The 13,405-nt window shown below is 49.0% G+C and carries 14 protein-coding genes and 1 tRNA gene; 8 read left to right on the top strand and 7 right to left on the bottom strand.

Features of this window, described 5'->3' with window-relative positions; all coding sequences use genetic code 11:
* Positions 1-18: 18 nt before the first annotated feature.
* From GNT65_RS04705 to GNT65_RS04735, 7 genes are read left to right on the top strand one after another with little or no spacing between them, the layout of a single operon-like run.
* Positions 19-1,368 carry a tyrosine-type recombinase/integrase gene (locus GNT65_RS04705; RefSeq protein ID WP_160793963.1) on the top strand — a complete coding sequence of 450 codons (1,350 nt, stop codon included), beginning with the start codon at positions 19-21 and terminating at the stop codon, positions 1,366-1,368.
* A gap of 5 nt (positions 1,369-1,373) precedes the next feature.
* The gene (locus GNT65_RS04710; protein WP_160793964.1) at positions 1,374-2,114 is read left to right on the top strand and encodes a hypothetical protein; all 741 of its coding nucleotides are present in this window, start codon (positions 1,374-1,376) and stop codon (positions 2,112-2,114) included.
* 59 nt (positions 2,115-2,173) lie between these two features.
* Positions 2,174-2,371 carry a helix-turn-helix transcriptional regulator gene (locus GNT65_RS04715; RefSeq protein WP_160793965.1) on the top strand — a complete coding sequence of 66 codons (198 nt, stop codon included), beginning with the start codon at positions 2,174-2,176 and terminating at the stop codon, positions 2,369-2,371.
* A 1-nt stretch (position 2,372) separates the two neighbouring features.
* On the top strand, positions 2,373-2,669 hold the full coding sequence (locus GNT65_RS04720) for a hypothetical protein (protein ID WP_160793966.1): 297 nt from the start codon (positions 2,373-2,375) through the stop codon (positions 2,667-2,669).
* On the top strand, positions 2,656-2,871 hold the full coding sequence (locus GNT65_RS04725) for a hypothetical protein (RefSeq protein ID WP_160793967.1): 216 nt from the start codon (positions 2,656-2,658) through the stop codon (positions 2,869-2,871). Before GNT65_RS04720 ends, GNT65_RS04725 begins: the two co-directional genes overlap by 14 nt.
* Positions 2,861-3,787: a primase-helicase zinc-binding domain-containing protein gene (locus GNT65_RS04730; protein ID WP_160793968.1), complete on the top strand. Its 927-nt coding sequence runs from the start codon at positions 2,861-2,863 to the stop codon at positions 3,785-3,787. The genes GNT65_RS04725 and GNT65_RS04730 overlap by 11 nt, the downstream gene beginning before the upstream one ends.
* Positions 3,784-5,205: a DUF3987 domain-containing protein gene (locus tag GNT65_RS04735; protein WP_160793969.1), complete on the top strand. Its 1,422-nt coding sequence runs from the start codon at positions 3,784-3,786 to the stop codon at positions 5,203-5,205. The genes GNT65_RS04730 and GNT65_RS04735 overlap by 4 nt, the downstream gene beginning before the upstream one ends.
* A gap of 433 nt (positions 5,206-5,638) precedes the next feature.
* On the opposite strand, the gene GNT65_RS04740 is transcribed toward GNT65_RS04735, so the two are convergent.
* From GNT65_RS04740 to rpsU, 6 genes are all read right to left on the bottom strand, one after another.
* Positions 5,639-6,301 (bottom strand): hypothetical protein, encoded by a 663-nt coding sequence (locus tag GNT65_RS04740; RefSeq protein WP_160793970.1) that lies wholly within the window; start codon positions 6,299-6,301, stop codon positions 5,639-5,641.
* Positions 6,302-6,467: 166 nt separating this feature from the next.
* Positions 6,468-6,544: transfer RNA gene (locus GNT65_RS04745), tRNA-Ile, on the bottom strand.
* Between the two features lie 202 nt (positions 6,545-6,746).
* A complete protein-coding gene (gene rpoD / locus GNT65_RS04750; RefSeq protein ID WP_219822456.1) occupies positions 6,747-8,585 on the bottom strand; it encodes an RNA polymerase sigma factor RpoD in 1,839 nt (612 codons plus the stop codon).
* A gap of 125 nt (positions 8,586-8,710) precedes the next feature.
* Complete coding sequence (gene dnaG / locus GNT65_RS04755) at positions 8,711-10,438, bottom strand: DNA primase (protein ID WP_160793972.1); 1,728 nt, start codon at positions 10,436-10,438, stop codon at positions 8,711-8,713.
* Positions 10,439-10,535: 97 nt separating this feature from the next.
* Complete coding sequence (locus tag GNT65_RS04760; protein WP_160793973.1) at positions 10,536-10,979, bottom strand: GatB/YqeY domain-containing protein; 444 nt, start codon at positions 10,977-10,979, stop codon at positions 10,536-10,538.
* Positions 10,980-10,985: 6 nt separating this feature from the next.
* Positions 10,986-11,201, bottom strand: a complete 216-nt coding sequence (gene rpsU, locus GNT65_RS04765; protein WP_006080725.1) for a 30S ribosomal protein S21 — start codon at positions 11,199-11,201, stop codon at positions 10,986-10,988.
* Between the two features lie 333 nt (positions 11,202-11,534).
* Between rpsU and tsaD the strand changes: the two genes are divergently transcribed.
* Positions 11,535-12,548, top strand: a complete 1,014-nt coding sequence (tsaD, locus tag GNT65_RS04770) for a tRNA (adenosine(37)-N6)-threonylcarbamoyltransferase complex transferase subunit TsaD (protein ID WP_160793974.1) — start codon at positions 11,535-11,537, stop codon at positions 12,546-12,548.
* A gap of 159 nt (positions 12,549-12,707) precedes the next feature.
* Here tsaD and plsY read toward each other — a convergent pair whose 3' ends face one another.
* A complete protein-coding gene (gene plsY / locus GNT65_RS04775; protein WP_160793975.1) occupies positions 12,708-13,319 on the bottom strand; it encodes a glycerol-3-phosphate 1-O-acyltransferase PlsY in 612 nt (203 codons plus the stop codon).
* Between the last annotated feature and the right edge of the window lie 86 nt (positions 13,320-13,405).

Raw genomic sequence — 13,405 nt, forward strand, 5'->3', positions numbered from 1 at the left:
GAACCGAAGGGGGTTCAGATGGCTAACGTTAAGTCTACCACCACCAAAGCTATTAGTAACAAAGTCAGCTTTACCGCTGGTCGTGTTAGTGATTTTAAATGCCCAGATGGGAAGCGCGATGCCTTTCTTTGGGACACTAAGCAGCCGGGGCTGGGGATAAGGGCTTTTTCTTCAGGCAAAAAAACCTACATTTTTCAGGCATGGGTGAACGGAAGAACTCACCGTACGGTTATTGGCCCAGTGGAATCGTTCGATATTGATATGGCAAGGGCTGAAGCTGGCAAACTACAGGTAGCAGCAAGTCAGAATGTTAGCCCTGCCAAAGTGAAACGTGAGAGAGCCGCCGCAGCGGTAGCTGAAGAGCAAGAGATAAAGCGGGGATTGGTAACGCTTAGGCAAGTGTGGGAAGAGTACCTTGCAGCCAACAAAAGTTATTGGGGTGATAAACATTACAACGACCATCTAAAAGCTGTTCAGCAGCCCGGCTTACCTTGGGCAAGGGGTAAGGGGCGTGTTACCAAGGCTGGATGCCTTAATCCGTTAATTGACGTCAAAGTTGGTGAGCTCACTGCTGCCAAGATTAAAAATTGGCTGGAGAAAGAAAACCAATCCCGTCCCGGTGTCGCCACACAAACTTATCGTTTGTTGTTTGCCTGCTTAAATTGGTGTTCTGAGCAGGAGCAATATTTAGGGCTGGTGGATGTTCATAGCCTGAGAACGAGAGACGTCAAAAAGACAGTTACCAAGTTAAAGCCCCGTCATGATGTTTTGCAAAAGGAGCAATTGCCTGCGTTCTTTACCTATGTTCGGCAAATTGAAAACCCTGTCATAGCGGCCTATGTGCAAACGTTATTACTAACTGGTGCGCGGCGTAATGAGTTAATGAGTCTTAAATGGGATGATGTCGATTTTCAGTGGAAGAGTTTAACCATTCGAGACAAAGCCACCAGCCAAGGTCAAGATGATGGCTTTCGTATTATTCCATTGACACCATATGTTGAATCTTTACTTGTTAACCTTCCACGGCGTAACCAATGGGTTTTTTCAAGTCCTACCGCCAAATCTGGCAAGTTAACAGAACCCCGTAAAAGTTTTGAACCAGCGTTAAAAGCCGCTGCTATTGAGGGGTTAACCTTCCATGGCTTGCGGCGTAGCTTCTCCACACTTTCTGAATGGGTGGAAGTTCCTGTAGGTGTCGTGGCGCAAATTATGGGGCATAAACCTAGCGCTACCGCTGAAAAGCACTATAAGCAACGGCCACTAGATCTATTACGGAAGTGGCATGTCAGTTTAGAAGGCTGGTTTTTAGAACAGGCAGGGATAAATATTCCTAAAAATTCAAGCAGTCAAATGCGATTGATTAGGTAACTCATATGGCGTTGATAACTAAACGAGACAAAATTTCGACAGCTAAAAGAAAAGATATTTATGAAAGTTTTATAGCTAAACATACGAGAAAATATTCAGCGGATGAAATAGGAGGGGGGAAGCTAACAGAAGAGGATGAACGTAAAGCATATTCTTTAGATTACCACTTTGAATCTGAAATAAAATTTTTAGTCGATTACATCAAAAGTTATATTGAAGATGATTTGGATGCTCAATTTTTATTGGAGGCGATGCTATCTAGTGAGATGTTGAGCGATGGTGATTTGTCACGCGTTAAAATATATGGAAATCGATATTTTGCGCTAATTAATTATTTTAAAAAGAAAAGCAATGTAAACCTTTGTATCGCGGCTGAAGGCATGCAATATCTGATACAAGCTAGGCATCATGTGGAGTGTTCAGATGCCCATGGTGCAGCTTTGGCTTTAATAAAGGCTAGTGCAAAATCAAAATTAATTGTTTTAGCCATGTTTGAAAAAGCGATTCACAGAGGGCATGAAAAAACCGAGGAGCTAAGGAAGAAGAATAATAAATTTACTGATGAGCTAAAAGAAAGAGTTGTTAAATTAGTCAAAGAAAAAGTGGCCGAAGGAAGAACAGCTGAATGGGCTTATACTCACATCCATGCCAAATGGAGCACCTACTTTCTTAGTCAAAAAAAACCAAGTGTGCCCTCAATAAAAAGATGGCATGGAGAGAGCAAGAAAGTAGGATCACGCCGCTAAGAGATCCTTTTTTTAGGGCGCTACTCTGTACCTGTTTTCTTGAATAGGAATAGATAGCCATGAATTTACACCTACACAATTGCAATTTAACTACCGAACAATTTGCCGAAGCGTTACACGGCAAACCATCCACAATCCGCACCCGCTTATGTAAAACAGGCAGTTTTTACGGTATCAAGCCGATTAAATTGCCTTCTGGCCGCTTGCTGTGGCCTGCTGCTGATGTTCAAGCCTTCCTGTCTGGTCAGGGGGCTTAATATGACACACGCAAACAGAACAGAAATTCAAATCAAACAAGTTTTTTTCCAAATGCAACGCTTTGGCTCGATTAACCGCTATGAAGCTGCCGCCATTGGCGTATGTGCCTTACCTGCTAGGATGCAGGATTTAGAATGCATTGGGTTACGTTACCGCTACCGTGATGAAAACAATGTTGCCGATGAGCATGGCATCTCACACCAGCGCATTAGGCGGTATTTCATCGACTGGGAAAAGATGACACCAGAGGCCGTTAAGATATTTGCGGGGTGGGGCGATGACAATGACAAAAAATAACCCCAAAACCGGGCAGGTAAATGGGGCTACTTTCGATAAGCAAACAAAAGGTAGCACAACTTTTGATGATGTGGAACCGATGCTTTTAACAACCATTAATCTTGAGTACAGCCTAAGTGAACTTGTGGCCGTGACTACTGAGTATATCCGATTAATTAACCTGTGTATCAAAACAGTGGAGGGCCGCACTGATGAGCAATAATTCAGTTTCGGCGCTGGTGGCTATCGCTAACGGCCATTGGCTGAACGTGCTTAACGGCCTTGGCATCTCAGTAAATGGCAATAAACACCAGGCTTGCCCCGTGTGCGGTGGAAAAGATCGCTTCCGTTTTGATGACAAAGACGGACGCGGTACGTGGTTTTGTAACCAGTGTGAGCCAAATAGCGGTGACGGGCTGGCGTTGGTGTGCAATGCCTTTGGGGTGAAACCTTATCAGGCGGCCTGCATGGTCGCCCCCCTTGTGGGGCTTGATATGGGAAATCCTATTGATGCTGAGCGTGTAAAACGCCACCAGCAACGTGCGGCACAGCAGCAGTTACAAAGCCAGCAACAGCAGCAGAAAACCCGAGAGAAGGCGGCACAGTTAGCTTATAGCATTACTCGCCAGTATTGCATTAAAGCAACGGCAGATAATGAATATTTACAAGTCAAAGGGGTGATGCCTTTCGGTTGCTTAGAGCTAAACAGGCCAGTGACTTTACCTAATCGCCAATCCTTTAAGTCGGACACCTTGGTGATTCCTGTCTTTAATGGCTCGCTTATTACTAGCTTGCAGTTTATTAGCGCAGACGGCCAGAAAACCTTTCTTGCTGGTGGGCAGATTAAAGGCGGCATGTTCCCGCTTTGCAGCCAGATAGAAGCGACCGCGACTATTTACATTGGCGAGGGCTTTGCCACCTGTGCAGCGGTCGCCGAGGACATGCCACAAGCCCGAGTTATTTGCGCTTTCAATGCTGGTGGCTTGGTTGAAATTGCCAAACTTGTTAGACGTTCAAGACCGCAAGCTAACATCATTATGTTGGCCGATAACGACCGAAGCGGAGCGGGTGAACATTATGCAAAATTAGCCGCTATTGCCGCTAATGGCTGTTACATAATGCCAGAGGTGTGCGCATGAGTGAGCAAAAGAAAAGTGTAGACTTTGCCGATCCGCAAGGGCGGCAGCAGTTAAATAACTTAACACCGATTAAGCCATTGCAAGAGAGTAACTTACCCAGTACGAAAGCAGCGGAAAAGCTCGATTTGGCAGCTATTGGTAAAGGTAATGCGCTAGTGACCTTTGCCGCCGATGTTGCGAGGGCTTATCAGTTTCCTACTAACACCGCTATTTTAACTGTGATGGGCATTTTCTCAGGTTATGCAGGGTTAAAATATTGCGTGCAATATCCGAATCAGGAACGGCTACCGATGGGGCTTTATGTTGTAGCTGAACAGCCACCAGCAGCGGCCAAAAGCTCAGTGTTACGTTCAGCAACCACGCCATGTTTAAAAGCAATTAAAGCGCTAAATGAGAGTCGCTTAGCTGCCGCTACGGAGGAGGAACCCGCAAGGTTGATTAAGATCTTGGGTTCTAACACAACGCCAGAAGCATTAGAGTCAGACCATGCCAAGGTGAATGAGGGCTATTTCTCATTGGCAAGTGCTGAGCAAGGGTTAAGTGATGTATTGCTTGGCTTAACGTCTGACCGTAAGGCTGATAGTGATTTAATACTCAAAGGCTTTAATGGTGAGTGGCATAGTGCCAGCCGTGTGACCCGCCAAGGGTTTCAGGGCATAGTTCATGGCGCTGTTACCTTGCTGGCGCAGTCTGGCAGTATTGATACCATTCTGGCAAAGAGCAACGGCACTGGGATTGCTGAGCGCTTTTTGATGCTGAGTGAGCCAACATTATTAGGCAAGCGGCGCTTTGGTAAAGCTAAACCTAGTTTTGTAGACCGAAAGCTAAGAGCTAGCTATGACAAGGCGGTTGAAAATATCAGTGAGTGGATGATTAGCAATAATCACTATCCATTACTGGAACGCTTGATCTCGCTGGAGATAGATCCGCAAGGCTGGCAAGCCATAGCGGATAAGCAGCAGGAGATTGAACCGCTATTAGCTGATGGGGAGCTTTATTCTCACGGGGTACTAAGGGGGATTTTCGGCAAGATCGACATTCAAGTGATGAAACTCGCCGCCACGTTGCACATAGCCGACTGCCTGATGACGGATAAAGCTGTCGGTGGCTTTATTCCTTATTCTGTGGTGACGGTCGCCATTGATATGGCCGCAGCCTTAGCCGCTAATGTGCGCCAGATTCTCGAAGAAAAGGGAATGATAGGAAAGTCTGCTGAGTGCGAGGCCATACTCAGGATGTTTGAGCAAGGTGGCTCTAAGACTGAGCGGGAAATTATCCAAAGCCGCAGCCGAGTGGCACCATTCAAAACGATGACGGGTAACAAGTCGGATGCCATTCGCGCCGCAATTGCGAGTTGTATCAATGAAGGCTACTTACTCTGTATTACTGGTTCGCCGCCTCGCTATCGCTCACCTTGAAAAATAATACTTTGGAGTCATAGCCCCCGTAAAAAAGGGGCTTTGTTGTATTTGTTGCAGGGCTTACAACTGGGCTACAACTGCCTGAAAGCCTTTGCTCTAGCGTAAAAACAAACCATAAAGGGGTTTTAGTTGTAGTGTTGTACTTGTGATAGATGTGCAGAGTTAGTTTGCTCATTGAGCAGGTTGTGAAGTCAGCCTATAGCGCCAGCCACAACATCTACAACATTACAACGCACTGAGTTTAGCCGTTTAAATTCATGTTATTAGCTGTTGTGTGATGGATACTACATAGCTACAACAGGCAAAGCTGACATTAGCAGGCAAGGATCGCTGGTGGACTTTTCCGACATCATTAGCCGCCCATTTTCTGACATCACTAAGGGAGTTTTCGGACACCTTTAAGGCGAGTTTTCTTACTCAGTAAAAAGGGCTATTTTCGCTTGGCGATTTTAGTCACTAGCTTGGCAATACGCTTTTCGTAATCGTCAGACCATCCTTGCTCTAACGCTTTCTGCGAAAGTTCCAGTGCCCCATCAAGATCACCCTCTTTTTCAAGAATGATCGCAAGTTGTTTGTAACCTGTATGTGAAGGCAGAATTTGAGGCTCATCATAATAGGGATGTGTCATACCCGTTAATTTATGAAGCCGTTTTAATTCTTTCGGTTTTTCGGGATGACGAAATTTTTTGACTAATTTACTAGAAATAGAGATCTGCAATAAGCAAAACTCTTTGGCCTTTTCATAATGAGCTTGGTCATTTCGCAAACGGTAATGATATTTAATTAAACCAGCTAGGGCTAAGTGAATATCTATGTAATTTCGCTTAGGCTGGCTAAGAGCCTCTTTTACCGCTTGCTCGGTTTTGTCGCTAATGATGCCTTTAGCATCATCTTTTGCCACACATGCCAAGACGTCCAGTAAGCAGCATTTACCCGTATCACCATACGATTTGCCTACCAGCTTTGCATAGAGATAACGCTCTCCAGACGGATAACCCATAGGCTGATAGTCACGTGATATTTGCTCACGTTGTGCTGGCGTTAGCGCCGTGTTCCACCATTCCTTTAGTTCGTACTTATCCAGTATGTCCATATTGGCTAGTTCGTTGGCCAACGAGTAATCAAGTGTAAGGTATTTTTTAACGGGAAGGGAAGAGAGCAGATAGGCTGAATGAGTAAGAACCGATCCGCAACCGATCCGCATGAGCCAGAAAGCACAAAGGCTTAGTCAAATTAATGAGCTAAGCCTTTGAAAGAATTGGTGGCCCCTCACAGACTTGAACTGTGGACCTAACGATTATGAGTCGTGTGCTCTAACCAACTGAGCTAAGGGGCCGACTTAAGATAGTCGTCACTATCGAAAGCGCAAAGAAGTATACGAGGTTTAAAAGCGCTTGTCACCACCGATTTGGCAAGAATTCTGAACTTTGAATTCAACTGCTTATCTGTTGTTCAATCGGCTCAATGTTGAGCAATAAAATAGAAAAGCCAGCACTAGGGCTGGCTTTTCTGTTCTGTCTTAGACGCCGTTAGCGAGTCTATTCATCCAGGAAAGATTTCAAGATCTCTGAGCGAGACGGGTGGCGCAACTTACGCAGTGCCTTGGCCTCGATCTGACGAATACGCTCACGGGTCACGTCAAACTGCTTGCCCACTTCCTCTAGGGTGTGGTCGGTATTCATGTCGATACCGAAACGCATACGCAGTACCTTGGCTTCACGGGCGGTTAGGCCAGCAAGCACTTCGTGAGTGGCGTTCTTCAGGCTCTCACCTGTGGCGCTGTCCAATGGCAACTCGAGGGTGGTATCCTCGATGAAATCACCTAAATGCGAATCTTCATCATCGCCGATAGGGGTCTCCATTGAGATAGGCTCTTTAGCAATCTTGAGTACCTTGCGGATCTTATCTTCCGGCATCAACATGCGCTCGGCCAGCTCTTCAGGTGACGGCTCGCGACCCATCTCCTGTAGCATCTGTCGGCTAATACGGTTGAGCTTGTTGATGGTCTCAATCATGTGAACCGGGATACGAATGGTTCGAGCCTGGTCGGCAATCGAACGAGTGATCGCCTGACGGATCCACCAGGTCGCATAGGTCGAGAACTTGTAACCACGACGGTATTCAAACTTGTCTACCGCCTTCATCAGGCCTATGTTACCTTCCTGGATCAGATCCAGGAACTGTAGGCCGCGGTTGGTATATTTCTTGGCAATAGAAATTACCAGACGCAGGTTAGCCTCAACCATCTCTTTCTTGGCGCGGCGAGCCTTGGCTTCACCGATAGACATGCGACGGTTGATATCCTTGATGGCGGCAATCGCCAGGCCGGTTTCATTCTCGATGGCATCCAGCTTGGCGCGGCAGCGTTGAACGTCGTCGGCAACCATCTCTAACCCTTCGGCATAAGGCTTCTTGGCGGCAATCTCTTCGTTGAACCATTCGATGCTGCTCTCGTTAGAGGTGTAGACCTTAACGAAGTTCTTCTTCGGCATCTTGGCCTGTTCGACACACAGCTTCATGATGAGGCGCTCTTGTATGCGCACCTTATCCATCATCTCGCGCATGTTCTTCACCAAGCGGTCGAACTGCTTAGGTACCAGGCGGAACTCCTTGAAGATCTCGCCAATATGGAACAGAGCGGCAGTTGCTTCAGGGTGTTCACGTCCCTTAACTTCGATGATTTTCAGGGCTCTTTCGTGTGCTTCACGCAGCTGAGTGAAACGCTCGCGCGCTTCTTCTGGATCCGGCCCTTTTGGCGAATCATCGTCATCGTCGTCTTCGTCTTCATCTTCGTCGTCATCTTCGTCATCGAGATCTTCGTCTGACAATTCAGAGCCGATATGGGTTGCCGTCGGCGCCACGTCTTCGGCGTTAGGGTCAACAAATCCAGAGATAATGTCCGATAGTCTGACTTCTTCAGCTTCATAGCGGTCGTATTGCTCAAGGATCATGGCGATCGCTTGAGGATATTCGGCTACAGATGCCTGAACCGTGTTGATCCCTTCTTCGATACGTTTGGCGATAACGATTTCGCCTTCGCGGGTCAGAAGTTCTACCGTACCCATCTCACGCATGTACATACGTACGGGATCTGTGGTACGACCCAGTTCAGCTTCCACCGTAGCTAGCGCTGCGGCAGCTTCTTCGGCAGCATCTTCATCGGTGCTGTCTTCAGACATCATGATATCATCGGCATCCGGCGCCTGCTCATAGACGCGAATACCCATGTCATTAATCATCTGGATAATATCTTCGATCTGATCAGAATCGACCATATCTGCAGGCAAGTGATCGTTCACTTCTGCATAGGTTAAATAACCTTGCTCTTTACCTTTGGCAAGCAACAATTTAAGTTGCGACTGCGGAGTCTGCTCCATAGATATCATCCAAGTTGGGTAACTGTTACAACGACGGGCAATGTTTGCCGCGCAAATCGTCAATTATAGCCGTGTGCACTGTGCTGTGCTAGTCCAAGTGTTTACTTTGTGAGACAAATTTTGCTCTAAGCTTGCCCTTGGATTACTGCAATGAGCTTTTTAAGTTGCATCCGCTCTTCTTTAGTATGGTGCTGTTTTAAGCTCAATTCCTGATAACGTTGCTCAATATATTGATTGTTTAACCAAATCAGGGCTTTTTTGAACTCTTGCTGAAGGTTTTCATCCGCCACTTGATGCTCCCATTGGGCTAATTTCTTCAGGGTGTCTAGCTGTGCATCACCCCTGAACTGTTCAAGTAGTTGTGCGCTGTTGACCTTCTCGGCGCGAGTCCTGTCGAGTAAGAGGCTGAGCAAGTCTATGCCCGCCATCTTGATATGTTTTAGCGCAGGTTGCACCGGCAGGTTATTGCCAAGGTGCGGATGCTGTACCAACAGGGCGATGGCCAATCGCAATGGGGTACCGCGTCCCTTAAGCGCTTTGTTTTGCAGGGGCTTATTTGCGTCAATGCGTTTAAAGCCGAGCTTACGCTGCAATTCTTCTGCACTGTTCATGCCGAGCTTGTAGGCTAGATTTTCTAGCAATAGGCTCTGCAGAACTGTGTCTTGTACTTTCTCTATCAGGCCCATGGCCTGTTTGGCCAGTGTGCCTTTGTCCGTGCCATAGCGGCTGGCTAAGGTATCGAACAGAAATTCTGGTAGTAGCTTGGCCTCGGCAATTAGTTGCTCGAAGGCCGGTTTGCCTATCTGACGCACCAGCGAGTCGGGATCTTCACCCTGAGGCAAGAACATAAACTTCACTTGGTCGCCGGGTTTGAGCAGTGGCAGGGCGGTTTCCAGTGCCCGCCAGGCCGCCTCGGTGCCGGCCTTGTCGCCGTCATAGCAGCAGACCACTTCTTTGGCGCTGCGCAGCAACAGTTGAAACTGATCCGCCGTGGTCGAGGTGCCGAGTGATGCCACCGCATAGTCGACCCCAAATTGGGCCAGGGCCACCACGTCCATATAGCCTTCGACGATCAGGATCTGATTGGGATCCCTGTGTCTCTGTTTGAGTTCATATAGGCCATAGAGTTCATAGCCCTTATGAAATATGGGCGTTTCCGGCGAATTCAAGTATTTCGGCGTGCCTTCACCCAATACTCTGCCGCCAAAGCCTATCACCCGGCCGCGGCGATCGCGGATGGGGAACATCAGACGGTCGCGAAACCTGTCGTAACGCTTGCCGCTGTCGTTCTCGATCACCATGCCCGCGGTGAGTAGCTTGTCCTGGGCATCCTGGTTTTGTCGATAACGGCCTAAAAGGCCATCCCAACCATCTGGGGCGAAGCCGATGTTAAAGTGTTCTATCACCTCATCGGACAGGCCTCGGTGGGCGAGGTAATCGATGACCTTCTGCTTATCCGTGTGCTGCTTCAGTTGACTCTGAAAGTAGCGGCTAGCCTCTTCCATCAACTGGTAGAGGTCGCGGCTTAAGCCCTCATCACGGCGCTTGCCTGTACCTTGCTCTCTGGGCACTTCCAGACCTAAACGGCCGGCGAGTTCTTCGATGGCATCGACAAAGTCGAGTCTGTCATATTCCATGACGAAGTCGATGGCATTGCCGTGGGCGCCGCAGCCGAAGCAGTGGTAAAACTGTTTGTCTCTACTGACGGTAAATGAGGGAGACTTTTCGCTATGGAAGGGACAACAGGCAGAATGATTTTTGCCCGCCTTCTTCAGGGGGACCTTGGCGTCGATGAGATCGACAATATCGGTGCGAGCCACTAGCTCATTGATAAACTCACGAGGTATCGCCATTGCTGTATAAATGCCGCCTTTTCGCGAAATTAAACCGAAAGAGTAGAAACAAACAAGCCGTGCGTAGGCACGGCTCATTCATACATTGAACTTAAAGTTACTTGAGTTTTGCCTTGATCAGAGCGCCAATTGACGCCATGTCGGCTCGCCCTTGTACCTTAGGTTTCAATGCTCCCATTACTTTGCCCATATCCGCCATGGATGATGCACCTACCGCTTGGATAGTCGCATCCACTAGTTCGGCCACCTCTTCTTCAGAAAGAGGCTTAGGTAAGAAAGTCTCGAGGACTCGAATCTCTCCTGCTTCGGCCTGGGCTAGTTCGTCACGACCTGCCGCTTCATATTGAGCGATAGAGTCGCGACGTTGTTTAACCATTTTGGTTAAGACAGCTATGGCTTGATCATCATTCAGCGTCTCGCGGTTATCCACCTCGATCTGTTTGATGGCAGCCAGCGCCATACGAATTGTTCCCAGGCGCACCTTATCTTTGGCGCGCATGGCTTCCTTCATCTGGTCTTTTAGCTGATCAACTAGGCTCATAAGAGATTAGTATAAACGTACGCGACGCGCGTTTTCGCGAGAAAGCTTCTTAGCAAGACGCTTAACTGCAGCAGCTTTAGCGCGCTTACGTGCAGTTGTTGGCTTCTCGTAGAATTCACGAGCACGAACGTCGGCTAAGATACCAGCTTTTTCACAAGAGCGCTTGAAACGACGTAGAGCTACGTCAAATGGTTCATTCTCACGTACTTTAATAATTGGCATACGCCATCACCCCTTAGGTGTAGTTTGTATTGAGTTAATTTCTTAACCCAAGTTAATTTAAAAATGGTGCGGAATTCTATACCGACTGTCGACCTTTTGTAAACCCCTTATGGCGATCCTTTCGGGATCCTTTTTCGGAGCGACATAGGTAAGTTTAGCATTTCCTGGTGTCCATATCATGACCGACCAGGTCTGGTTGCTTGGCGTATCCCTCATCCCTTCTGGGCTCTGCCTGAATATGAGGGCGGCTCGATTTGCGTGTGCGATCCATTGGTATTTCCGCGGGCAAGCAGGTAAAATTGGCCGCCACTTTAATTAGCTTGACGAGGAAAAATGCGAGTTTTAGGTATAGAGACATCTTGTGATGAGACAGGTATCGCCGTCTATGATGACGAAAAAGGCCTGTTATCTCATGCGCTTTACAGTCAAGTGAAGCTGCACGCCGATTACGGCGGCGTAGTGCCTGAGCTCGCATCGCGCGACCATGTGCGCAAGATCATTCCTCTGATCAAACAGGCCCTCAAAGAGGCTGACTCTACTCAGGATGATATCGACGCCATCGCCTACACCAAGGGCCCTGGTCTGGTTGGCGCCCTGTTAGTGGGAGCCTGTGTGGGGCGCTCGCTGGCCTTTGCCTGGGGGAAACCGGCCGTGGGCGTACATCATATGGAAGGCCACTTGCTGGCGCCCATGCTGGAAGAGGATGTGCCCGAGTTTCCATTTTTGGCACTCCTGGTCTCTGGCGGTCACTCTATGATGGTGGCGGTAGAAGGCATAGGTCGTTATCAGGTGCTGGGTGAATCCGTGGATGATGCTGCCGGTGAGGCCTTCGATAAGACGGCTAAACTGATGGGACTGGACTATCCCGGCGGGCCAAGACTCGCCAAACTGGCGGCCCAGGGCGAGCCTAACTGTTATCGTTTCCCGCGTCCGATGACAGACCGACCAGGGTTGGACTTTAGCTTCTCTGGCCTTAAGACCTTTGCGGCCAATACCATCGCCGGCGAGCCCGATGATGAGCAGACCCGCGCCAATATCGCCCGGGCCTTCGAGGAGGCCGTGGTCGACACCCTGGCCATCAAGTGTAAACGCGCCCTGAAGCAGACGGGTTACAAGCGTTTGGTGATAGCGGGTGGCGTGAGTGCCAACACTCGTCTGCGTGAGAGTCTGGCGGAGATGATGCGGGGACTCGGTGGTAAGGTCTATTACCCGAGAGGCGAGTTTTGTACCGATAATGGCGCAATGATCGCCTATGCCGGCATGCAGCGGCTCAAGGCCGACCAGCTGGAGCCGCTTTCCGTTAAGGGGATGCCCCGCTGGCCGCTGGACTCGCTGCCGCCGGTCTAATCTGAACGCCTTTTATACTTGCGTAAAAGCCCTTCTAACGAGGGGCTTTTTTGTTCCCGGCGATCTTAGGGTCACTGCTTAAGCGCAATGCTTAGCCTTGCCAAGCCGATTCGCGTTAGCGAGTATGTTGGTTCATTGGCATAAGACTTGGGATAAGGCTTAGTTGCCGTCGGTGCGCTTCTTGCGCGATACCTTAGACTCTTCACCCTTGAGCAGGCGATGGATGTTTTCCTTGTGGCGTATGATGATCAGCAAGGAGAGCATGGCCACGGGCACGGTAAAGCGCTCGTCGAAATACCAGGTGTAGGCGGGGGCCAGCAGGGCGGTGACTATGGCGGCTAGCGACGAGTAGCGGCATAGCAGTACCATTATGACCCAGGTAGCGATAAGTGCCAGCGAGAGATCGGCACCTATGGGCGCCATGGCGCCGAAGGCGGTGGCAACACCCTTGCCGCCCTTGAATTTGAAGAAGATGGGGAAGATATGGCCCAGACAGGCGGCGATGGCGATCACCCCCAATGCGACGGCGTCTACGCCGAGGCGGAAGGCAACATAGGCGGGCACCGCGCCCTTGAGCATATCGAACAGTAACACCATGGCGGCGGCGCTGGCGCCACCTATACGCAACACATTGGTCGCCCCTGGGTTACCTGAGCCTTGGCTACGAGGATCGGGTAATCCTCTGAGTCGACAAACTAGCACGGCACTGGATATTGAGCCTGCCAGATAGGCGGTCAATATCATCGCTAGAGTCAGCAGCGTTAAGCTCAAATTGGTTTCCTTATCCTTCTTAAGGTATTATCCCGCCCTAGTTATTGAGGCGGCTGACTAAACCTTGTATTTTACGCACTGGTTGA

It is taken from the genome of Shewanella insulae, from assembly GCF_009831655.1.
In the GTDB taxonomy this organism is placed as follows: domain Bacteria; phylum Pseudomonadota; class Gammaproteobacteria; order Enterobacterales; family Shewanellaceae; genus Shewanella; species Shewanella insulae.